The 22,580-nt window shown below is 54.6% G+C and carries 22 protein-coding genes and 1 riboswitch; of the genes, 21 read left to right on the top strand and 1 reads right to left on the bottom strand.

The genetic code is table 11. The features are described 5' to 3' along the window. Positions 1 to 44 precede the first annotated feature (44 nt). From lysA to AC27KL_RS05345, 21 genes are all read left to right on the top strand, one after another. Positions 45 to 1,376, top strand: a complete 1,332-nt coding sequence (gene lysA / locus AC27KL_RS05445) for a diaminopimelate decarboxylase (RefSeq protein ID WP_487169092.1) — start codon at positions 45 to 47, stop codon at positions 1,374 to 1,376. 264 nt (positions 1,377 to 1,640) lie between these two features. Further along, positions 1,641 to 2,078 carry a peptidylprolyl isomerase gene (locus tag AC27KL_RS05440; RefSeq protein ID WP_339324280.1) on the top strand — a complete coding sequence of 146 codons (438 nt, stop codon included), beginning with the start codon at positions 1,641 to 1,643 and terminating at the stop codon, positions 2,076 to 2,078. A 252-nt stretch (positions 2,079 to 2,330) separates the two neighbouring features. After that, positions 2,331 to 2,514: riboswitch (FMN riboswitch) on the top strand. A 358-nt stretch (positions 2,515 to 2,872) separates the two neighbouring features. Then, entirely contained in the window at positions 2,873 to 4,003 is a 1,131-nt protein-coding gene (gene ribD / locus AC27KL_RS05435) for a bifunctional diaminohydroxyphosphoribosylaminopyrimidine deaminase/5-amino-6-(5-phosphoribosylamino)uracil reductase RibD (RefSeq protein ID WP_487169091.1), read from the top strand. 16 nt (positions 4,004 to 4,019) lie between these two features. Continuing rightward, positions 4,020 to 4,679, top strand: coding sequence for a riboflavin synthase (gene ribE, locus AC27KL_RS05430; protein WP_036714545.1), 660 nt, complete (start codon positions 4,020 to 4,022; stop codon positions 4,677 to 4,679). Between the two features lie 48 nt (positions 4,680 to 4,727). Continuing rightward, complete coding sequence (locus AC27KL_RS05425; RefSeq protein WP_487169090.1) at positions 4,728 to 5,933, top strand: bifunctional 3,4-dihydroxy-2-butanone-4-phosphate synthase/GTP cyclohydrolase II; 1,206 nt, start codon at positions 4,728 to 4,730, stop codon at positions 5,931 to 5,933. Between the two features lie 76 nt (positions 5,934 to 6,009). Beyond that, the gene (gene ribH / locus AC27KL_RS05420; RefSeq protein WP_036714547.1) at positions 6,010 to 6,477 is read left to right on the top strand and encodes a 6,7-dimethyl-8-ribityllumazine synthase; all 468 of its coding nucleotides are present in this window, start codon (positions 6,010 to 6,012) and stop codon (positions 6,475 to 6,477) included. Between the two features lie 312 nt (positions 6,478 to 6,789). Beyond that, positions 6,790 to 7,584: a segregation and condensation protein A gene (locus AC27KL_RS05415; RefSeq protein ID WP_487169089.1), complete on the top strand. Its 795-nt coding sequence runs from the start codon at positions 6,790 to 6,792 to the stop codon at positions 7,582 to 7,584. Next, on the top strand, positions 7,553 to 8,152 hold the full coding sequence (gene scpB, locus AC27KL_RS05410; protein ID WP_036714552.1) for an SMC-Scp complex subunit ScpB: 600 nt from the start codon (positions 7,553 to 7,555) through the stop codon (positions 8,150 to 8,152). Before AC27KL_RS05415 ends, scpB begins: the two co-directional genes overlap by 32 nt. A 245-nt stretch (positions 8,153 to 8,397) precedes the next feature. Then, on the top strand, positions 8,398 to 9,648 hold the full coding sequence (locus tag AC27KL_RS05405; protein WP_487169088.1) for a glycoside hydrolase family 16 protein: 1,251 nt from the start codon (positions 8,398 to 8,400) through the stop codon (positions 9,646 to 9,648). A gap of 97 nt (positions 9,649 to 9,745) precedes the next feature. After that, positions 9,746 to 10,456, top strand: coding sequence for a DUF2953 domain-containing protein (locus AC27KL_RS05400; protein ID WP_339324285.1), 711 nt, complete (start codon positions 9,746 to 9,748; stop codon positions 10,454 to 10,456). Positions 10,457 to 10,556: 100 nt separating this feature from the next. Further along, positions 10,557 to 11,024, top strand: coding sequence for a GerW family sporulation protein (gene ytfJ / locus AC27KL_RS05395; protein WP_487169087.1), 468 nt, complete (start codon positions 10,557 to 10,559; stop codon positions 11,022 to 11,024). 140 nt (positions 11,025 to 11,164) lie between these two features. Continuing rightward, positions 11,165 to 12,346, top strand: a complete 1,182-nt coding sequence (locus AC27KL_RS05390; protein ID WP_487169086.1) for a D-alanyl-D-alanine carboxypeptidase family protein — start codon at positions 11,165 to 11,167, stop codon at positions 12,344 to 12,346. A 34-nt stretch (positions 12,347 to 12,380) separates the two neighbouring features. Beyond that, the gene (locus AC27KL_RS05385) at positions 12,381 to 13,025 is read left to right on the top strand and encodes a nucleoside recognition domain-containing protein (RefSeq protein ID WP_487169085.1); all 645 of its coding nucleotides are present in this window, start codon (positions 12,381 to 12,383) and stop codon (positions 13,023 to 13,025) included. A 6-nt stretch (positions 13,026 to 13,031) separates the two neighbouring features. Beyond that, positions 13,032 to 13,565 (top strand): spore maturation protein, encoded by a 534-nt coding sequence (locus AC27KL_RS05380; protein WP_339324289.1) that lies wholly within the window; start codon positions 13,032 to 13,034, stop codon positions 13,563 to 13,565. Between the two features lie 99 nt (positions 13,566 to 13,664). After that, on the top strand, positions 13,665 to 14,006 hold the full coding sequence (locus AC27KL_RS05375) for an N-acetylmuramoyl-L-alanine amidase (RefSeq protein WP_487169084.1): 342 nt from the start codon (positions 13,665 to 13,667) through the stop codon (positions 14,004 to 14,006). A gap of 22 nt (positions 14,007 to 14,028) precedes the next feature. Continuing rightward, positions 14,029 to 14,769: a pseudouridine synthase gene (locus AC27KL_RS05370; protein ID WP_036709935.1), complete on the top strand. Its 741-nt coding sequence runs from the start codon at positions 14,029 to 14,031 to the stop codon at positions 14,767 to 14,769. A 129-nt stretch (positions 14,770 to 14,898) separates the two neighbouring features. Beyond that, a complete protein-coding gene (gene resA, locus AC27KL_RS05365) occupies positions 14,899 to 15,426 on the top strand; it encodes a thiol-disulfide oxidoreductase ResA (RefSeq protein ID WP_339324291.1) in 528 nt (175 codons plus the stop codon). A 1-nt stretch (position 15,427) separates the two neighbouring features. Continuing rightward, positions 15,428 to 17,119 carry a cytochrome c biogenesis protein ResB gene (gene resB, locus AC27KL_RS05360; protein ID WP_487169083.1) on the top strand — a complete coding sequence of 564 codons (1,692 nt, stop codon included), beginning with the start codon at positions 15,428 to 15,430 and terminating at the stop codon, positions 17,117 to 17,119. Next, the gene (gene ccsA, locus AC27KL_RS05355) at positions 17,116 to 18,378 is read left to right on the top strand and encodes a cytochrome c biogenesis protein CcsA (RefSeq protein WP_212946858.1); all 1,263 of its coding nucleotides are present in this window, start codon (positions 17,116 to 17,118) and stop codon (positions 18,376 to 18,378) included. The genes resB and ccsA overlap by 4 nt, the downstream gene beginning before the upstream one ends. Positions 18,379 to 18,570: 192 nt before the next feature. Beyond that, positions 18,571 to 19,287 (top strand): response regulator transcription factor, encoded by a 717-nt coding sequence (locus AC27KL_RS05350; RefSeq protein WP_036709948.1) that lies wholly within the window; start codon positions 18,571 to 18,573, stop codon positions 19,285 to 19,287. 1 nt (position 19,288) lies between these two features. Next, entirely contained in the window at positions 19,289 to 20,731 is a 1,443-nt protein-coding gene (locus AC27KL_RS05345) for a HAMP domain-containing sensor histidine kinase (protein WP_487169082.1), read from the top strand. Between the two features lie 140 nt (positions 20,732 to 20,871). Here AC27KL_RS05345 and serA read toward each other — a convergent pair whose 3' ends face one another. Next, complete coding sequence (serA, locus tag AC27KL_RS05340; protein WP_487169081.1) at positions 20,872 to 22,464, bottom strand: phosphoglycerate dehydrogenase; 1,593 nt, start codon at positions 22,462 to 22,464, stop codon at positions 20,872 to 20,874. Between the last annotated feature and the right edge of the window lie 116 nt (positions 22,465 to 22,580).

The raw sequence follows: 22,580 nt of genomic DNA, 5'->3' as shown, positions 1-22,580 counted from the left end.
GATGGAAGTTTGATTTTCCACAGAAAGCGAAGGGATGCTGAATTATGTTCTTACATGGTACAAGTCAAATAAACGCAGCAGGGCATCTGGAAATCGGCGGTTGCGACGTGACGGAACTCAAGGCCCGATACGGAACACCGCTTTATATCGTGGACGAAGAGCTCGTGCGTCAGCGCTGTCAGCAGTACATCACAGCTTTCCGCGCATCCGGCCTGAAATTCCAGGTCGCTTATGCGAGCAAAGCGTTTTGCACGATGGCCATGTGCCGCATTGCAGACCAGGAAGGCATGTCGCTTGATGTGGTATCCGACGGGGAGCTTTACACCGCGCTGCAGGCAGGATTTCCGGCCAAACGCATTCATTTCCACGGCAACAACAAAACGCTGGAGGAAATCGAAATGGCGATCGACGCCGAAATCGGCTGCTTCGTTGTGGACAACTTGGTGGAGCTGCACCTCTTGAATGCGGTCGCGGCCGAGAAAAACGTGCGCGTGCAAATTTTGCTCCGCGTAACGCCGGGCGTCGAAGCGCATACCCATGAGTACATCTCCACGGGTCAAACCGATTCCAAGTTCGGCTTCGACATCGGCAACGGATCGGCATTCGAAGCCGTGAAGCTGGCGTCCGAACAGTCGAACCTGGAGCTGCTCGGCGTTCATTCCCACATCGGCTCCCAAATCTTCGAGGTTGAAGGCTTTGAAATGGCGGTGCAACGCGTGGCGGAATTCGCAAAAAGCGTGTCCGAGCAGCTTGCCGTGCAGTTCAAGGTGGTCAACCTGGGCGGAGGTTTCGGGATCCGCTATGTGGACGGGGATACGCCGCTTGAGGTTTCGCAATACGTAAAAGCGATCACCGATGCGGTTAAAACCCATTTTTCCGGATGGTCTTCCGAGCTTCCCGAAATTTGGGTGGAGCCGGGCCGGAGCATCGTCGGCGACGCCGGCACGACGCTTTACACGGTCGGAACGAGCAAGGACATTCCGGGCGTCCGCAAATATGTGGCCGTAGACGGCGGCATGACGGACAATCCGCGTCCCGCTTTGTACGAATCCAAATATGAAGCGCTGCTCGCCAACCGCGCGAACGATCCGGTCGAAGAGACGGTTTCCATTGCCGGAAAATGCTGCGAAAGCGGCGACATGCTGATCTGGGACCTGGACCTGCCGAAAGTAAACAGCGGCGATCTGCTGGCTGTTTCCTGCACGGGAGCGTACAACTATTCCATGGCCAGCAACTATAACCGCATTCGCCGTCCGGCGGTCGTATTCGTCCGCGAGGGCGAAAGCGATCTGGTCGTCCGCCGCGAAACGCTGCAGGATATCGTCGGCAACGACGTCATCCCGGAGCGGATCAGCAAGCAGGCTGTCCTGAAGTAAGGAGTTACAGCGGTCCGAAAGATCGGGAACAGCCGTCGTTAAAAAGCAAGAATTGGTGAAGAACAAAACACGGAAAAGATCATTTCTGTATTGGGGAATGCGGAAATGGTCTTTTTCGTTTCCCGAAATCATTGCAAAAGGGTCTGTATGTAAGATACAATCAGGTAGTGAGTCCAAACGGCGGACATGCTTGTAACGGTGTTTGTCCATTGGCGAATGAAGCAGCATCCAATAAACGAAAATATCCGGAGGAAGTGAATACCGATGAAAAAAGGTACGATTGAACTTGAAAAAGGCGGAGTAGTTGAAATAGAATTTTTGCCGGAAGAAGCGCCGAACACGGTGGCAAACTTCGAAAAGCTGGCGAATTCCGGCTTTTATAACGGCCTGACGTTCCACCGCGTGATCCCTGGTTTCGTGGCGCAAGGCGGCTGCCCGATCGGAAACGGCACCGGCGGTCCGGGTTACACCATCGATTGCGAAACCGCAACGAACACGACGAAGCACGAGAGAGGCGTGTTGTCCATGGCGCATGCCGGACGCAACACGGGCGGCAGCCAATTTTTTATCGTGTACGAGCCGCAGCATCATCTGGACGGCGTGCACACCGTTTTCGGCAAAGTGACGAAAGGCATGGAGCTTGTCGACGCGATCAGACCGGGCGACAAAATGAAAGAAGTCAAAGTTTGGGACGAACAATAAGAAGGGCAACGCCTCTTCGGAACGTTTTGGCTTGACCGTCAGCGAACGGCACAGCCGGCGTCGGTTTACCGGCGTCGGCTTTTTTTCGTTTGATGAAGCCCGAAAGCCTTTCGTTGCGGGCGTCTGCGAGCCATAGGATCGGCTTCGCGGGGCAAAGGTTGCAATTTGGCGGAAGTGGTGGTAACATTTCTTTTAGAAAGCGGCTTGATCTTTTTCAGCAGGCTTTCAAACAATTGTATACGCATGATTGGTTTATTCCTTCGGGGCAGGGTGAAATTCCCTACCGGCGGTGATGATGCATTTCGTTTATGGCGTACGGCCATGAAACTTGTGCATCTTAGTCCGTGACCCGGCCGCGTGGCCTTTAGCGCCCGCGTACGGTGGACCCGGTGCAAATCCGGGACCGACAGTATAGTCTGGATGGGAGAAGGAGCGAAAGCGCATGGTACATATGCTTATGCGTTTGCACCAATAAAGCTGCGGCATAGACGTGTCTTTTCACGTGTTTTCAGGACGTTCGTTCTTGGAATATCGGAAAACGGGTTTTTTGATGACTCCGGATTCGATCTTCAAGGAAGGTCCCGTTTTCGCGTCGCGTCTCGTATGAAGCAAGTGACTCAGGCTCGCTTTGTTTTGCCGTACCCGGTTGCGGGTACCGCCTATGATGATGATTGGGCGAAGCTTTATTCGCGTGTCTTTAGCTTACTCTCGACAAGCCCCCGGATGGTATCCGGAGGGCTTTTTTTGTTGCCTGGTTGATCAGGCAAAAGAACGGAAAGGAGGAGACTTGCGCGATGGAACTCCCCGTGAATGACGAATTTTACATGTCCCTGGCGCTGGATATGGCCGAACGCGCGCAGGGGCAGACGGGAATCAATCCGGTCGTGGGCTGCGTGATCGTCAAAGGCGGCGCGCTTGTCGGACTCGGGACGCATCTGCAGCGAGGAACCGCGCACGCGGAAGTGCATGCCGTCCGGATGGCCGGCGATCAGGCCGAAGGCAGCACGGTGTACGTCACGCTGGAGCCCTGCAGCCATCACGGCAAAACCCCGCCATGCAGCGACCTGTTGATCAAAGCCAAGGTAAAGCGGGTCGTCGTCGCTTGCGAAGACCCGAATCCCGTTGTCTCGGGCTCCGGGATCGAACGGCTCCGCCGTTACGGAATCGAGGTCGATGTCGGCGTGCTGCGGGAACGAGCGCTTCGCCTGAACGAAAAGTTCGCGAAGTATATCACGACAAAGCTGCCTTACGTGACGATCAAGACGGCAAGCACGTTGGACGGGAAAATCGCCGCCGACACGGGCGACAGCAAGTGGATATCAAACGCGGAAGCCCGGCTCCAGGCGCATGCCCTTCGCCATCGGCATCAGGCGATCATGGTCGGGATCGGAACGGTTCTGGCCGACGATCCCAGCCTGACGACGCGGCATGAACGCGCGGAAGGCTTGCAGCCGGTACGGATCGTCGTCGACTCCGGGCTTCGCATGCCGGCCGAAGCCAAAATGTTCAAGGATGGCACCTCGCCCATCGTCGTCTTGACGACGGAGCAGGCGCCGGCAGAACGGCGCAGGATGCTGGAGGAACTCGGGGCGGAGGTCGTCGCCTGCGGCGCGGGGCCTCGCGTGGATCTGAGAACAGCTTTGGAAGAGCTTGGCCGCCGGGAAATCGGCTCCATCCTGGTCGAAGGCGGCGGGACGCTGAACGGGGAGCTGCTGCAGGCGCGCCTGGCGGACCGAATCGTGATGTATATCGCTCCGAAAATCGTCGGCGGCAAGCATGCCCCGCATAATTTCGATTTTGAAGGCATCCGCCGCATGGCCGATGCGATCACGTTAAATGAACTTGAGGTCGAGCAGGTCGGGGACAACATCCTCGTTTCGGGAAAACCGGCGTGGCCCGCCAGCTCGAATGGGGAAAAACAATAAGGAGGAGGGAGACGTCATGTTTACCGGTTTGGTTGAGGAAATCGGGATTTTGGATGGCATTGCAAGGCAAGGGGAGGCCATGGTTTTAACGATCAAGGCTTCCGCCATCATGGACGACATCCGGATCGGCGACAGCATCGCGGTGAACGGGGTCTGCCTGACCGCCACGAAAATCGGCGGCGGCGTTTTTTCCGTCGACGTCACGCCCCAGACGTACCGCCATTCCAATCTGGGGCTGCTGAAGCCGGGAAGCCGCATCAATCTCGAGCGGGCGATGAAAGCAGGCGGGAGATTCGGCGGCCATCTGGTTCAGGGGCATGCCGACATGACCGGCACGGTCCGGCGGCTGTCCAAGGAGCAGAACGCGGTGCTGATCGAGATCGTGCCGGATAAACCGGACTTGTCCAAATTCATCATCCCGCAAGGCTCCGTCACGGTGGATGGAGTCAGTCTGACGATTGCCGACACCGACGGCGAAAGCTTCACCGTGTCGGTCATACCGCATACGCTTCAGGAAACCGGATTATCCGGCCTGAAGCCGGGCAGCGTCGTCAATATCGAATGCGACATTATCGGCAAATACGTGCATGCGCTGTTAGGGCCGGCGGCGTCCGGCAAAGGCGCGGAGCGGTCCGGCATAACGCTGGATATGCTGGCGTCCAACGGTTTTGCGTAACGCGCAGGGCTGCCGACAACGCAACTACAAAAGGGGGTAACGAACATCATGGAACCAATTCATTTTGACCCGATTGAAGACGCGATTCAGGATCTCCGGTCCGGCAAGGTGATCATCGTCGTGGATGACGAGGACCGGGAGAACGAGGGGGATTTTGTTGCTCTTGCGGAAAAAGCGACGCCGGAGGTGATCAATTTCATGGTTACCGAAGGCCGCGGGCTTGTCTGCGTCCCTCTGGCAAGGGAACGGGCGGAGGCGCTCGAGCTGATGCCGATGACGTCCCAGAACACGGATCATCACGGCACGGCCTTTACGGTGTCTGTGGACCATAGAAATACGACGACGGGGATTTCGGCGCAGGAACGGTCGCTGACGGCCATGGCGCTGATCGACCCGGCGGCGGCTCCGGCCGATTTTCGGCGTCCGGGACATATGTTTCCTTTGATCGCCAAAGACGGCGGCGTCCTGCGGCGCGCAGGGCATACGGAAGCTGCGGTGGACCTGGCCGTATTGAGCGGTTCGGCGCCGGCCGGCGTCATCTGCGAAATCATGAAAGAAGACGGCACGATGGCAAGACTGCCGGATCTGCAGGGGATCGCAAAAAAACATGGGCTGAAGCTCATCTCGATCCAGGACTTGATCAAATACCGGAATGAGCGGGAGAAGCTGGTGCACCGGGCGGCCGAGGTGCGGATGCCGACGGAATTCGGCGAATTCAAGGCTGTTGCCTATACCAACGACGTCGACGACAAGGAACATCTCGCGCTCGTGAAGGGAACGATTTCGGGCGACGAGCCGGTGCTCGTCCGGGTCCACTCCGAATGTTTGACCGGCGATGTCTTCCATTCGCTGCGCTGCGACTGCGGCCCGCAGTTCGCCGCTGCGCTGCGCCAGATCGAGCAGGAGGGTACCGGCGTACTGCTGTACATGAGACAGGAGGGCCGGGGCATCGGTTTGATCAACAAGCTGAAGGCTTACGAATTGCAGGAGCAGGGACTGGATACGGTGGATGCGAACCTACAGCTCGGATTTCCGGCAGACCTGCGCGATTACGGGATCGGCGCGCAAATTTTGAAAGATTTGGGCGTATCGAAAATCCGTCTGTTGACCAACAATCCGCGGAAAATCAAAGGCCTTGAAGGCCATGGCCTCGAGGTGGTGGAGCGGGTGCCGATCCAGATGGAGGCCGGGAAGGACAACAGCCGTTATTTGCAAACGAAACGGGCAAAGCTTGGCCATATGCTGAATCTGTAAACACTCGTCGGGCGCATGGCCCAAGTCAAGGCATGAGAATAAACAAATAAACTCAAGAACGAAAGGTTGATGAAACATGACGCATATTTTTGAAGGAAATTTGGTATCGAGCGGACTGAAATACGGAATCGTGGTAGGAAGATTCAACGAATTTATTACAAGCAAGCTGCTTAGCGGGGCCTTGGACGGACTGAAGCGGCACGGGGCTTTGGACGAAGAAGTGGATGTCGCCTGGGTGCCAGGAGCTTTCGAAATTCCGCTGATCGCCAGCAAAATGGCCGAAAGCGGCAAATATGACGCCGTCATCACGCTGGGCACGGTCATTCGCGGGGCGACTTCCCATTATGACGTCGTGTGCAACGAGGTCGCCAAGGGCGTAGCGGCAACGAGCCTGAAAACCGGCGTTCCGGTCATCTTCGGCGTTTTGACGACGGACAGCATCGAACAGGCCGTGGAGCGAGCAGGCACCAAAGCCGGCAACAAAGGTTACGAGGCGGCGGTGTCGGCGATCGAGATGGCGAACCTGACGAAGCAGTTCAAATAAAATGAAAGCCGGTTAACGGCAGCACAAGGCATCCTTCGGCATGAAGGGTGCCTTTTTGGCGCGGAAGCGATGCTTTTGCTGTAGTTGCCGAATGAAGCGAAAAACCGGATACCATTCCCTGTACGTCATCTATCAACGGCAAATCACGGGCCGGTTGACGTTGGGAGCCCTAAAGGGCTGATGCGGCGGGGACGGCCCGGCTTGACGAATGCGGCGATATCGTGCTTATTTAAATGTAGCGCCTTTACACGGGGCACTGCATTTTTTTAATATATAATAGTAGAAGCTCATTTTATGGACGGAGGATAAGCCGTGAACACAGTATTATATAAACTGGAGACATTTGAGGGTCCGCTCGATTTGCTCCTTCACCTGATAGACAAAGCGGAAATCAATATCCAGGATATCCCCGTCAGCGAGATTACCGATCAATACATGGAATATTTGCACACCATGCAGGAGCTGGAGCTCGATATTACGAGCGAATTTCTCGTCATGGCCGCAACGCTGTTGTCCATTAAAAGCAAGCTGCTCCTGCCGAAACCGCCGGTGTTCGAAATGGATGAATTCGATTTTTACGAGGAAGAAGACATCGATCCGCGCGCGGAGCTGGTGCAGAAGCTGATCGAATACCGAAAATACAAAGGCATCGCCAAACATTTGCAGGAAAGGGAATGGGAGCGCAGCCTGATTTATGCCAAAGAACCCGAAGATTTGACGCCCTGGGTGCCGCAGGTGAACGAAAACCCGGTGCGGGGGCTGCATGCCGCGGACCTGGTCGCCGCCTTTCAGAAGGCGCTCCGCAAAGCGGTGCGTCGGACAAGCTACACCCGGATCCAACGCGACGAAATCTCGGTTAAGGACCGGATCCGGCAGGTCGTGGACGTCCTTTCGGAGTCGGGACCTGGGGGGAAAGTGCTGTTTTCCCGGCTCTTGCACGAAGACATGGTAAGGCATGAGATTGTCGTGACTTTTTTGGCTATTTTGGAGCTGATGAAAATGAAGCAAATCCTGTGCTACCAGGAAAAGCTGTTCGATGATATCGTAATGGAATGGAGAGGAGGGGAGCAGCTTCATGGACTTTCCGAAATTGAAATCGATTATTGAGGGGCTGCTGTTTCTCGCGGGGGATGAAGGACTCACGGTCAAACAGATCGCCGAAATCGTGGATCACAGGCCGGAACTGGTCGAAGACGCGTTAAAAGAATTGAAGGAGGATTTCGAGCGGCAGCAGCGCGGCATCCAGGTGATGCAAATCGCCGGCAGCTACCAGCTGGCGACGCTTGCGGACCATGCCTCCTATTACGAAAAACTCGCCTATTCGCCTTCCCGTTCGTCGCTGTCCCAGGCTGCGCTGGAAACGCTGGCGATCGTCGCTTACCGTCAGCCGATCACGCGCGTGGAAATCGAAGAGATCCGCGGGGTCAAATCGGAGCGTGCCATTCAAACCTTGGTAAACAAGGATCTGATCGAGGAAACGGGGCGAGCCGAGGCGATCGGCAGACCGATTTTATACGGGACGACGAAATCGTTTCTGGATTATTTCGGTCTTCCCAGCCTTCAGGATTTGCCGGAGCCGCAGCTGTTCGAAAGCACGGAAAACCTGGAAGAGGAGACGCAGCTGCTGTTCGAAAAGCTGGACGGAAGGCAGCTGACGATCGATGACGTGGATTAAATAGAATCGGGTTGACGAAACCGTCGGAAAGAAAATCTTTCCGGCGGTTTTTTATTTTCCTTATGCCCAAACAAGTCAATAAAACGAAAACCAAGTAAGAAAATTGACATTTCGCTTAGGGGTCATCCATATTACAATGAAAACGCATACTGCGCATAATTGAAAAAACGTTCGTAAAGCGGCTGTCTTGAGCCAGCCGGTATACCTAACGATTTTGAAGAACGATTTATAAGGAGGAAATTGAAATGAACAGCAACCCGCACGCGCCCGGCTTCCCGGCAAATCCGCCGCAAAAGGAAGGATGGCAGCTGGTTTTCCAGGAAGAATTCGAAGGAACGGCACTCGATGAAAGCAAGTTTTTACCTTACGGGCTGGCGCATTGGTACGGGCCAGGAGAAAATGAGGCAGCTTACGAGCTCAGGGATTCCTGTCTCGTGCTGCAGCTGCCAGACGCCCAAAAAAGGATCTCGGCCGTGGCCACCGGCATGCGGGACGGGCTTCACCGTTTCTGGGACCAACTGGAGCTGCGCAGGCACGTAAGGCCTGCCATGAATCTGGTGACGCAATACGGTTATTTCGAGCTGCGGGCCAAAGTCGCGAAAGGCAGCGGAATCAATTCGGCCTGGTGGATGATCGGCTTCGAAAACCAGCTGCAACAAAACGCCGAAGTGGACATTTTCGAAGTGCTCGGCAAAGATACGCATGTCATGAACTCGACCTTGCACGCGCTGCGCGATCCTAAATTAAAATACGAGCATCAGCCTTACCGTGCCGAAACCGATTTGTCCGGCGGGTTCCACGTTTACGGCTTCGAATGGGACGAAAACGGCATGGCTTTTTATTTGGATAACCAAAAAATATGGCAGACGAACCAGTCTCCGGACTACCCGATGGTCACGCTGCTGCAGATCAACGAATCCGACGGTGGATGGGTCGGCGAACTCGATCCTGCAGTGCCTTATCCGAAGGAATTCGCCGTCGATTATTTCCGCGTCTACAAAAGGGAAGGGATGCCGATGGAGCTATTCCCGGCGGAAACGGCGCAGGAAGGCGAAAATCTGGCGCGCTCGGCGGTGGCCGGGAGCGGGACGGATATCGTATGGGGAGATTTGTATGAAGCAAAATCGCATATTTGCGCGCTGAATGACGGAAATCCGGATACCTGCGTCTTGAGCAAGCCGGGCATCCCTGCGCCGCACATGTATTATTTGGATTGGATGGAGCCGAAATCATTTAATACGGTACGTTTCGACCTTGCTTCCCAATGCCATTGCGAGTGGGCAGTCGAAGTGTCCGCGAACGGTTTGGACGGGTGGATTCAAGTAGCGGATCAACGCTCCGCCCTGAAGGAGCCTGCTTCTGGAAGCGGGCATCTCGTTTACAAAGCGAAATTCCCGATCGTCAAGGGGGCAAAAGCCCTGCGACTGATCGTCAAGAGCGTCGCGGAGGCGCCGCAGGGCTACCAAATCGCTGACCTGGCCGTATTCATGGCATAGGATGCACCCCCCGGAAAGCAAATGAACCGAATCTTTTCCAGACGTGTAGACAATACTATGTCCGAAGAAAAGATGCTCAGATCTGGGGGGCTCCATCGTGTGGATTGCGCTCGTTGTCATAGCCGTCATCGTCATCCTGATCATTGCTGCCGCAATGTCGAACATCACGTGTACCGTCAGGTACAAAAAAGAAGGAAGCGATGACCGCGCCGAAGTCGATATCCGGATGCTTTTCGGCATGGTCCGGTTCCATTACGAAATGCCGAAGCTGAAATTCGACAACATGAAAAAGGGCTTCCTGCTCAAACTTGAAAAACAAAACAACCTGAGCCGGAAATCGGGAGACTCCGCCCATGTGCGGCTCAATAAACGCCAAATCGAACTGTGGTCCAAGGAAGTGCACATTTTATTGGAATCGACCGCTTCCCTCAAAAAATGGCTGCGGCACACCTTTGCCCATGTCCGGGTGCATGAACTCAACTGGTCGACCCGTTTTTCGACGGGGGAAGCCGAGTGGACGGCCGTTGCCAGCGGCGTGCTTTGGAGCATCAAAACGACGCTGGTCGGATGGCTTTCCTTTCAGGTTCGCATGAAAAGCCATCCGCATTTGCACGTCATTCCCGAATTTAGCGACGAGATGTCCTTTTCGACCGAATTTTATTGCGTGTCCAGGCTTTCGTTCGGTTATGCGATGTATGCGTCGTTTATTTTGATGTCGCGGATTCTGCAGGTGAAAGGCGGGCTAAAGCGATGGTTCCGCTTGTACCGCCAAATGAAGGCCAACAACCAAAAGGTTCCAAGCGTATAGCTTGGCTGTGCGGGTTCATGCTCCTACATACTCGAAATGATTGTGGGCAAACTAAGGATTGAAGTGACCTTATTTAGTTTCATGAAGGAGGAAGCAGAACATGTCCGATCATCCGATTCAAGGCCTTATGCAAACCGCCATGGAAAACATCAAAGGCATGGTCGACGTTAATACCATCGTAGGCGACCCCGTGCAGACGCCGGACGGCAGCGTCATCCTTCCGATCAGCCGCGTCGGCTTTGGATTCGCTGCGGGGGGCAGCGATTTTAACGGCGAGTATGCAGGCAAAGTCGGCGAGCATGGCCAAGCAGATCTGAAGTCCTCGATGCCATTCGGCGGCGGCAGCGGCGGCGGCGTCTCCATCCGCCCGATCGCGTTTCTCGTCGTCGGCAAAGAAGGGGTCAACATCGTGCCGCTGGACAACCAAACGCATATCTTCGAGAAAATCATCGACTCCGCGCCGATGATGGTGGAAAAGCTTCAAGCCATGTTCCAAACGGGGAATGCCGCGACTGCAGGCGTAAACGCCCGGCAGCAAATGGTAAACGAACCGCCGACTTTTTATTAAACCAGAGCATGATCCCCTTCGCACCCGAAGGGGATTTTTTTGAGAACCGCCTTTTTCGGATGAAGAAGGCTTGATGGCATACGCTTTGAAAGACAAGCATATACTTGTACAAGATTTTCAAGAATCCGGAGGAATAAACGATGAGGATCAAATCGATCACCCGCTGGATCGCCGCGGCCGCGATATTTTTGGCATATTGCTTCCCCGTTGCGGCGGAAGGCTCAGCGAATAAGGTTCCCGGGTTATACACCCACGCCCAGGCGGCGGCTCTGATGGACGTCACCTCCGGGCGGCTGCTCTATTCCAGCCACGGCGACGACGAATTGCGGATCGCAAGCCTGACCAAAATCATGACGGCGATCGTGGCCATCGAACACGGCGACTTCAACAAACCGGTGAAAGTCAGCCAAAAAGCTTACGGAAAAGAAGGCTCCTCGATTTACCTGAAGCTGGGCGAGGAGATGACCCTCGAAAATATGCTGTACGGCCTGATGCTGCGTTCGGGGAACGACGCCGCGACGGCGATTGCCGAACATGTCGGCGGTTCGGAGGAAGGGTTCGTGCACCTGATGAACGAAAAGGCAAGGGAGCTCGGTCTGACGCATTCCCATTTTGCCAATCCGAGCGGGCTTGACGCGGACGGCCATTACTCCTCCGCCAACGACATGGCCAAACTGACGGCTTACGCGCTCCATAACCCGCTGTTCAAAAACATCGTCAAAACGCAGGTCAAAAAAGCGCCGAATCCGAACGAATCGTGGGATTACCGCTGGGACAACAAAAACAAAATGCTGCGCCTGTACGAAGGGGCCGACGGGGTCAAAACCGGTTATACGAAAAAGGCGTTCCGTTGTTTGGTCAGCTCCGCCACCCGGAACGGCCAGCAGCTTGTGGCGGTAACGCTGAACGACGGGGACGACTGGAATGACCATGGCAAAATGCTGGATTACGGCTTTAAATATTTTCCGCTCTCCCAATTAATGGAGAAAGGCGAATCCGTTCAGGGGCACGATCTAGTTGTGGCGAATACGTTCAAATATCCGTTTGCCGAAGGGGAGCAGGAACGTTTGGAAAAAAAGCTGGTGCTTCATTCGCCTGCAAAGGAAGGCAGGGCGGATTTGAGCTTCGGTTTGCGCGGAGAAATCCGAATGGTGCTTGACGGCAAGCTGATCGGGTCGGTTCCGGTGTACCAGAAAGGCAGTTTGCTGCCCGAGCCGAATGCCAGAAATCCGGTCAACGACACGCTGGGGCCTTTGCGGCCCGCCACGTTGTCCGAGGCCATGGCCCGGGTGTTCCGGCAGATGTTCCTGCAGCGGGACTGAGCTTTGAAGCAAGCGGGGGAGGAGAGGATATACCATGATCAATGTCATTTGGATGGCGCTTATTTTAATCGGCTTCGTTTTTGCGGCCGTCCAGGGGAATATCGAAACGGTCACTTCGGCCGCGTTCGACGGCGCCAAAACGGGGGTCACCGTATGTTTCGGCCTGATCAGCGTGCTGGTGTTCTGGCTCGGGATGATGAGGCTGGCGGAGGATTCGGGGCTGCTCCAAAAAATCGCGAAGATGCTCAGCCCGATCGTCCGGTTTCTGTTTCCCGACGTGCCCAAAAACCATCCCGCCATGGGATATATCTTGTCCAACATGAGCGCAAACCTGCTGGGACTGGGCAACGCCGCGACGCCGATGGGGATTAAAGCGATGCAGGAGCTGCAAACGCTGAATCCCGACAAAACGGCCGCAAGCCCGGCCATGTGCACCTTGCTTGCGCTCAATACGGCCAGCATCACACTAATACCGACTACTCTGATCGCGATTCGGATGAATTACCAGTCTGCGAATCCGACCGAAATCGTCGGACCGACGCTGGCCGCGACCATCGTGGCGACGCTCGCGGCGGTGGCGGCGGACCGGTATTACCGGCGGAAATTTTTAAGAAGGGGGCCGAAACCTCCAATCCCTTCGGGCCCGCCGCCTTCGGCCACACCGGATGCGAAAGGATGATGCCTCGTGACCGCTTTGATCAACGTCATTTCAGCATGGGCCATCCCGGCCCTGATCGCCTTCATACCGCTCTTTGCTTTCGTCAAAAAGGTGCCCGTATATGAATCCTTCGTTCTCGGCGCGAAGGACGGCTTTCAGACCGCCATTCAGATCATTCCGAACCTCGTCGGCATGATGGTGGCCATCAGCGTATTTCGCGCGTCCGGCGCATTGGACTTTTTTGTCGGCTGGACCGGCCCGTTTTTAAAAAGCCTGGGCGTTCCGAGCGAAATTTTGCCGTTGGGGCTGCTGCGCCCTTTGACGGGCACCGGTTCGCTGGCATTCGCAACCGATTTGATATCGGTCTACGGTCCCGATTCGATGATCGGGAGAATGGCATCGACCATCCAAGGCAGCACGGACACGACGCTGTACGTATTGACGGTATACATGGGGGCGGTCGGCATCCGCAACGGAAGATATTCGCTGAAAGTCGGATTGTTTTCGGATGTCGTCGGGTTCATCGCTTCCATCGCCGTCTGCCTGCTTTTCTTCGGTTAACCGGATCCGTTCGCGGATCAAGCCTCGACCCGTCACGCAATGAATGTTGCCTCATATACTGTATCACGCTTGACATCGTACAGGGATTGAGGTGAAATCATGGCGTTCGAAGGTTTTATCATCCATCATTCCTCCTGCGCGTCCATCAACGGATCCGGATATGACTTCTGGATCGGGGCGGACGGTTCCGTGACGCCGGCCCCCTTTTTGACGGACCCTTCCCACATCCATATTTGCCTGGAAGGCCGCTTTGACCGCAGCTACGATTTGCTCGGCACTGCCGAAAAGCAGCAGCTTTTTATCGCCGGCAAGCTGATCTTGGAGCTCTCCAGGCAATATGACATATCCCCCCTTTTCCTTTATCCGCATGCATCCGATTGCCCGGGGAAAGAATTTCCCTGGAATGAACTTGTGATTTACCCTTCTCGCGGGTATCATTAGTTCTGAGGTGACCTAAAAGACAATGGAAAGATTACAGAAAATTTTAGCCCAGGCAGGCATCGCTTCCCGCCGCAAATGCGAGGAACTGATTCTGGCCGGCAAGGTGGAAGTTAACGGGGAAACCGTGACCGTGCTGGGAACCAAGGCGGACCCCGAACAAGATATCATCACGGTGGAAGGCAAGCCGATCCGAAACGAAAAGAAAATCTACATCATGATGAACAAACCGAAAGGCGTCATCACAAGCGCGAAAGACCCGGCGGGCCGCAAAATCGTCACGGATTACATCAAGGGCATCAAAGAGCGGATTTATCCCGTGGGCCGGCTCGATTACGATACGGAAGGGCTGCTTCTGCTGACGAACGACGGCGAATTCGCGAATATGCTGACGCACCCGAAACACCATGTGCCCAAAACGTATCTCGCGACCGTCGAAGGGATTCCGCACGGGACCGACCTGGACAAGCTGCGCGCCGGCATTCAGCTCGAGGACGGTATGACTTCTCCCGCGGAAGTCGAATATAAGGATATCGACATCGAAAAAAACGAAGCGGTCATCACGATTACGATCCACGAAGGAAGAAACCGTCAGGTGCGGCGCATGTTCGACGCGATTTCCCATAAAGTGATCCGTTTGAAGCGCGTTTCGTTCGGCGATTTGCAGCTGGACAACCTGAAGCGGGGGCTTTACCGCCACCTGACGAGCAACGAGGTCGAAGCCCTGAAAAACATGGCTAAAACCGGAAAGAAAAGAAAAAAATAGCTCGGAAGGACACACAATATTCAAATCCGTCCGCCGCAAATATGACATGTTTTCGCTATAATTGTTCATAGGATGTTCAAACCTGTGAAGGGAAAACATGACGTTTGTCATAGTAAAGGAGCATTTGGCATGGGTAATTCAAAAAAGAAGCTAATGCAGATCGTTATCCTGCTGTTGATCGTGATCGTGGGCGGTTATGCGATCGTGACGCAAGTGTCGGGATCGGGCGGAAAACCTACCGAGGGCAGCAAAGCGCCCGGATTTCAGCTGCTTGGCCTGGACGGCAAAACCCATACGCTGGACGAATATAAAGGCAAGGCCATCGTTCTGAATTTCTGGGGCACCTGGTGCGAGCCTTGCGTAAAGGAAATGCCGGCTTTGCAGGCGCAGTGGGAGAAGTGGAAGGATAAAGGCGTCGTCGTCGTCGGAATCAATGCCGGAGAGGATAAAATGGCCGTCGAAAACTTCGTAAACAACGTCAACGTCGATTTTCCGGTGCTGCTGGACCCGGATAAGGATTCGATCGCCAGTTACGGCATTTCGCCTTTGCCTACTACTTTTTTTGTGTCCAAGAGCGGCAGGATCAACAAGATCCATCTCGGACAGCTGGATTTGGCCACCCTCGACAAACAAATTGAAGAGCTGGTGAAATCGTAAAATGTTGCAAAAAGTCATCGCTTTTAAAAACACCAAATGCGAATGCGGCCACCAGAACCCGGTCGGAACCGTGCTGTGCGAATCCTGCGGCAAACCGCTTGACGAAGAGGAGCAAAACTCGAAGGAAGTTTTGGAAATGCGGTACGACGGGATGGCCCGCCGTTCGCAGCGAGCCAATCCGAATATCATCGACCGGATCTGGAATTTTTTTGCCTCCGTCAAAATCGCGGTTTACATGATCATCCTGACCCTGCTGGGTTCGATGCTGGGCACGATTTTTCCGCAGGAAAACACGTTCCTGAACATCGATCCATCGACATACTACAAAGAAACCTACGGCACGTGGGGGCTGATTTATTACAAGCTTGGATTAACGCATACGTATGAATCCTGGTGGTTCATCCTCCTGCTTGTCATGATCGGCGCTTCGCTCGTCATCTGCAGCCTGGACCGCGTCCTTCCGCTGTACAGAGCACTGAGCAAGCAGCAAATACTTAAGCATATGCAATTTCTGACCCGGCAGCGCGTCGTTTATCAAGGCAAGATCGAAGGCGATGCGGAAGAATGGGTCAAGCAGGCCGCGGTTCCGATGAAGAAAAAGGGGTATCGCGTGCATACCGACGGAAACGCTCTCTTGGCCGAAAAATACCGTTTCAGCCGCTGGGGGCCGTACGTCATTCATATCGGTTTGATCATCTTCCTGCTCGCCGTGTTGGCCCGCGGTTTGCCCGGACTGAAAATGGACCAGCATATCGCCTTCCCCGAAGGGGAAATCAAACATATTCCGAACACTTCTTATTATCTTAAAAATGAGAAGTTTACCGTGGAGTTTTATTCGGAGGAGGACATGCCCGAGGAGTTCCGCAATCAAGGAAAGGTGCTCCCGAAACTGTTCAACACGAAAGCAACGCTTTACCACTGCACGGCGGATTGCGATGACCCGACCAAAGAGCCGAAGCTTGAAGCCGTCGCCCAACATGACATTCAGGTCAACGACCCGCTGGATTACAAAGGGCTCAAGGCGTATCAATTCGATTACGATTTGACGCCGGTCCTGCGATCGGTCAGCCCGTCGCTCGTCGATGCCAAAACGGGCAAGGAGCTGGGCAAATTCAAGCTGGACATCAAAAATCCGCAGCGGAATTACACCGCAGGCGATTATTCGCTGGAACTGAAAGAGAAATACAATGATTTCGGCCTGGACGAAAACGGAAGGCCCGTAACGAAAACTCCGAATCCGAACGCGCCTGCATTCCTCTTTTTGATCAAAGGGCCGAATTTGCCGGCTTCGGGCATGCAATACATCTATTTCCCGAAGCAAATCGATAAAGAGCGCTTCCAGCAGGACGCCATCAACGAAAAGATGAACGGCGGCACGCCGCCGCTGATGCTTGACGTGAAGGGAATGGAAAACGTCGACTTTTCCATGTCGACGACGTACCTGAACATCCGGGTGGACAAAGTGATGCCGTTTATCTGGGTCGGCGCGGCCATCGTGATGATCGGGCTCGTGCTCGGCTTTTATTGGCAGCATCGCCGGATTTGGCTGCGGATCGACGACGGCGTGCTGACGCTCGGAGCGCATACGAACAAAAACTGGTTCGGCATTCGCCGCGAAATCTCGGCCATTTTGAAAAAAATGAATTTGGACGTGGACGAAAAGTCCCTGGATAACGGAGGAAAACACGCATGAATGATTTGTTATCTATCAGCAGTAATATGTTTGTCGTCGCCTTTTTCCTCTACTGCGCGGCATTCATATTATTCGCTGTCGCCCTGATGGGCCGCAGGTGGAGCAACCGGGACCCGGTCGCCCATTCGAAAAAGTGGGGCAAAATCGCCTTCATCGGATCCGCGCTTGGCTTCATTTTTCATCTGATCTTTTTCGTGACGCGCTGGATCGGAGGGGGACATATCCCGGTCAGCAACATGTACGAATTTATGTCCTTCCTGTCGATGATGGTCATGTTTGCGTTTACCGTGGTTTACCTGATCTATCGAAAGACGCTGCTTGGACTGTTTGCGGTGCCGATTTCCATCATCATTATGGCATACGCCGCCGTATTCCCGCAGGAAGTGCAGCCGCTGATTCCTTCGCTGCAATCGTACTGGCTGAAAATCCACGTCACGCTGGCAGCGGCGGGCGAATCTTTCTTCGCCATCGGTTTTGCGGCAGGCTTCATGTATTTGATCCGTACCGTCGATTTCAAAAGCAAGGATAAAAAAGCGAAAAGGCAGCAGCGCTGGGTCGAGGTCGTATTTTTTTCCGTCATTCTCGTTATTTCCTTTATCGCGACCGTATTTATTTTCCGTGCGGCCGGATACGAATCCGTGTTTACCCAAACGAAGGTAACCGGACAGCCCGGTGCGGAGCAAACGGTCACGCAAACGGTGTCGTACAAGCTTCCGCCGATCGTCGGACCGTACCAAAGCAAAGTCGTCAGCTACGAACCGTTCCTCGGCATGACGAAGCCGCTCTTTAACGCGCCGTCCTGGATGAACGGGGTCAACGCCGGACGCAAATTCAATACGATCATCTGGTCCTTCATCACCGGCATCATTTTGTACGCCGTGTTGCGCCTGATCGCGCGCAAGCCGCTTGGCCGGGCGGCGTCGCCGATGATGGAAGGGATCGATCCGGACGATCTGGACGAAATCAGTTACCGTGCCATCGCCATCGGCTTCCCGGTATTTACGCTGGGGGCCTTGATATTCGCGATGATTTGGGCTGAGATCGCCTGGGGAACGTTCTGGAGCTGGGACCCGAAAGAAGTATGGGCGCTCATATGCTGGCTGTTCTACAGCGCATACCTGCATCTCAGACTGTCCCGCGGCTGGCAGGGCGGCAAATCCGCTTGGCTGTCGGTCATCGGTTTCCTGGTCGTCATGTTTACGCTCGTCGGGGTCAACCTCGTCATTGCAGGCCTGCACTCTTACGCGGGCGTGGATTGAGCATATCGCCAAAACGAATAACGCAGTTGCAAGAAAATCCGTTTCCTCATTTGAAAGTTGGATGTCGAAGCGGATTTTCGCTATAATTGTCCCTATAAGGGTATGTTTTTCGCATAATTTGGGATGCTGCAAATCCGGCTTCGGCCGTTCCTTTTTTTGCGCCATTCCTGAACTAAAAGGGGTTGTTGTCTAATGTCAGAGCATGCAAATCGGATACTGGTAGTGGACGATGAAGAGCGGATTCGCCGTCTGTTGAAAATGTATCTGGAGAAAGAAGGATACGAGGTGGAAGAGGCGGAAGACGGGGAGACCGCGCTCCGCAAAGCCGCCAATCAGGATTACGGACTTATTTTGCTTGATTTGATGCTTCCCGGGATGGACGGCATGGAGGTCTGTTCCCGTTTACGACAGTTAAAATCCACGCCGGTCCTGATGCTGACGGCCAAAGGGGAGGAAATCAACCGCGTGCAAGGGTTCGAGGTCGGGGCGGACGATTACGTCGTGAAGCCGTTCAGCCCAAGGGAAGTGATCTATCGGGTGAAAGCGATTCTCCGGCGCGCTTCGGCAACGGCGTATTTGTCCAAAGACAGCAATTCCAGCAACAACATCGTGTTCCCTCATTTGGTCATCGAGCATGACGCGCACCGGGTGACGGCAAGCGGGCATGAAGTCAGCCTGACGCCAAAGGAATACGAGCTGCTGCATTATCTGGCGGTATCGCCCGACAAGGTGTTTTCGCGGGAAGAACTGCTTAAGGATGTGTGGAATTACGAGTTTTTCGGCGATTTGCGCACCGTCGACACGCACGTGAAACGATTGAGGGAAAAGCTGAACAAGGTATCCCCGGAATCCGCCGCGATGATTACGACCGTATGGGGCGTCGGTTACAAGTTAGAGGTGCCAAAGTAACGTGAACTTCTGGACATCGCTGGTCGGAAAACTGTGGGCGACGATCATTTGCCTGGTTGCCTGCATACTCATCATTTTAGCCTTGTTTCTGCTCCCGTACATCGACACGAATTTTTCGAACAATTCCGGAGATATCAAACGTTTGTTTACGTACACGGCCATCATCGGTTTTTCGATGACGACGTTTTTTGCCTTGTTTCTGCTCACCAAAATCACGCAGCCGATGCAAAAGCTGATCAGCGCGACGGAGGCCATCAGCAAAGGCGAATACAGTACCCGCCTATCGATTGTGACCAGCGACGAAATCGGCAAGCTGGCCAATACGTTTAACCATATGGCGGCCGAGCTGGAGGACAATATCCGCAACCTGAATCAGGAGAAGGAACATTTGGCGAGCGTCCTGCGCAGCATGAGCGATGCCGTGATTACGATCGATACGTCGGGACGCATCATTTTGACGAACCCGCCGGCCCAGAAGCTTATTCCGAAGTGGAGGGACATCGATTGGGATATGGAGCAGGAGGGCGAATTGGAAGGCAATGCGGAGGAAAAGGTGCCGAAGCCGCTGCTCGACCTGTTCGAACGCATGCTGAAGGAAAGCGCGGACGTCAGCGCCGACGTCCATGTCAAACAAGGGGTATGGTCGGTGCATATGGCGCCGCTATATGCCGAGAACGATATCCGCGGAGCAGTGGCGGTGCTGCGGGATATTACGGAAAAAGTGAAGCTGGAGAAAATGAGGCAGGACTTCGTGGCCAACGTTTCGCATGAAATCCGGACGCCGCTTTCGATGATGCAGGGATACAGCGAGGCGCTTCTGGACGGCATGGCCGCTTCCCCTGAAGAAAGCCAGGAGCTGATCCAGGTCATCCATGACGAATCGCTGCGGATGGGCCGTCTCGTGAAGGATCTGCTCGATCTGGCCCGAATGGAAGCGGGGCATACGGACATCCAGCGCAGAAGGGTGGACGTCAACGAAATGCTCGAACGCGTGTACCGGAAATTCTCCGTTCGGGCCAAAGAAAACGGGATCGAGCTTATTTACGATAAAAAAACTTCTGACCTGGTGCTTGAGGCCGCGGACGAAGACAAACTCGAGCAGGTGCTCACGAATTTGCTGGACAACGCGTTCAGGCACACGCCGGGAGGCAGACAGATCCGGATCGTGGCCGACAGGACGGAGGCGGGCCCCGCTTCCGAACTCCTCATCAAAATCGAAGACGAAGGGGCAGGAATCCCGAGCGAGGATCTGCCTTACGTTTTCGAGCGGTTTTATAAGGCGGACAAGGCGAGGGTCAGAGGAACGTCGAACGGTACGGGGCTCGGCCTTGCGATCGTCAAAAGCATCGTGGACGCGCACGACGGAACCATCCGCGTTTCGAGCCAGATCGGGGAAGGAACCGTATTCTCGATACGGCTTCCTGTCGAAAACGATAAAGCTTGATCAAAAGGCAAAAAACACCTCAAACCGGGGTGTTTTTTGTTGAAGTTGCGAGATAAATCTTGTTCAACGTGGAACAAATGAAAAGCGCATGCCGTTTGGATCGGGCATGCGCTTTTGTTGTGTTTCGCGTTAGATTTTTATTACAGCGTGATTTCGATCGCGCTGTTTAATCCCGGCAACGTCGTCAGCTGCGTCAGCACGTCTTTTTGCACGGCTTTATCGACCGTCAGGATCATGATGGCTTCCCCGCCGATAATTTTGCGGCCGACCTGCATCGAAGCGATGTTGACGTCGTTTTGGCCAAGCAAGGTGCCGACGCTTCCGATCATGCCCGGTTTGTCATGATGGGAGATGAGGATTTGATGCCCTTCCGGCGCGACATCCACCGGGAATTTGTTGATTTGCACGATCCGTTCGCCGTAACCGTTCAACAGCGTTCCTGCGACAAGCGTTTCTTCGTTGTTTTGCGTTTTCAGCGTCACTGTGAGCAGGTTGGTGAATCCTTTGGATTTCGACGCTTGCGTGACGACGACGTTGATGTCGCGGGATTTGGCGAGATGCATGCAGTTGACGATGTTGACGTTTTCGCTGCCGAGATGATGCGCCAGCACGCCTTTGACGATGTACCGGGTCAACGGAAGCGTGTCAACGTCGGACAATGCGCCCGCGTAGTCGACGTGAATTTCGTTTACGGCCTGGTTGGCGGATTGGGCCGCGAAGCTTCCCAGCTTTTCGCCGATCGAAAAATAAGGCTGCAGGCGGCTCATGACGCTGGCGGCGACCGGAGGCATGTTGACCGCGTTTTTGAACGGTTCGTTCCGCAAGATGTGAAGCACTTCTTCGGATACGTCGATCGCTACGTTCTCTTGGGCCTCCACGGTCGAAGCGCCAAGATGCGGCGTAACGATAATTTTCGGATGGTTCAGGAACGGGTGATCCTGCTGCGGCGGTTCGCTTTCAAACACGTCGAACGCGGCGCCGGCAACGATGCCTTCGTCGATCGCTTCCACCAGGGCGCGTTCGTCGATGATGCCGCCCCGGGCGCAGTTGACGATGCGCATGCCTTTTTTCATCACTTCGAACTGGGGACGGGAGATCATATGGCGCGTATCCGGCGTCAGCGGCGTATGCACGGTCATGAAATCCGCGTTCCGCACGATGTCGTCGACGGAGGCGAGCTTGACCTCCATTTTTTCCGCCCGCTCTTGGGTCAGGAACGGATCGAACGCCAAAATGTTCATGCCAAACGCTTTGGCGCGTTTTGCGACTTCGCTGCCGATCCGGCCCATGCCGAGCACGCCCAGCGTTTTGTTGCGAAGTTCGACGCCAAGGAACGATTTGCGGTCCCAAACGCCGCCGATCGTTTTTGCGTAGGCTTGCGGAATGTGGCGGGCAAGGGCCATCATCATCGCAAACGTGTGCTCGCATGTGGTGATGGTGTTGCCGTCCGGAGCGTTAATGACGATAATGCCGCGTTTGGTTGCCGCTTCCAGGTCGATGTTGTCCACGCCGACACCGGCGCGGCCGACCACTTTCAGATTGGTGCCGGCTTCCATGATTTTTTCGGTGACCCGCGTCTGGCTGCGGACGAGCAGGGCGTCGTATTCTCCGATAATTGCTGCAAGCTCGTCTTCGCCAAGGCCCGTCTTTTTCTCTACCTGGACATCGGCGGCGTCCATCAACTGCTGGATTCCCAGATCGCTGATCGGATCCGATACTAATACTTTAAACATGGTTTCTTCCTCCTTTAATCTGTAAAACAAAAAATAAAATATGATTGAAGGGATGCTTCCCGAAAGAAGCATGCCCATAAAACACGTGAAAAGGATGTTTCGGATACGGCTGCAAC

This window comes from Paenibacillus sp. YAE3, from assembly GCF_057546105.1.
This window is presented reverse-complemented; position numbering and strand designations above follow the sequence as displayed.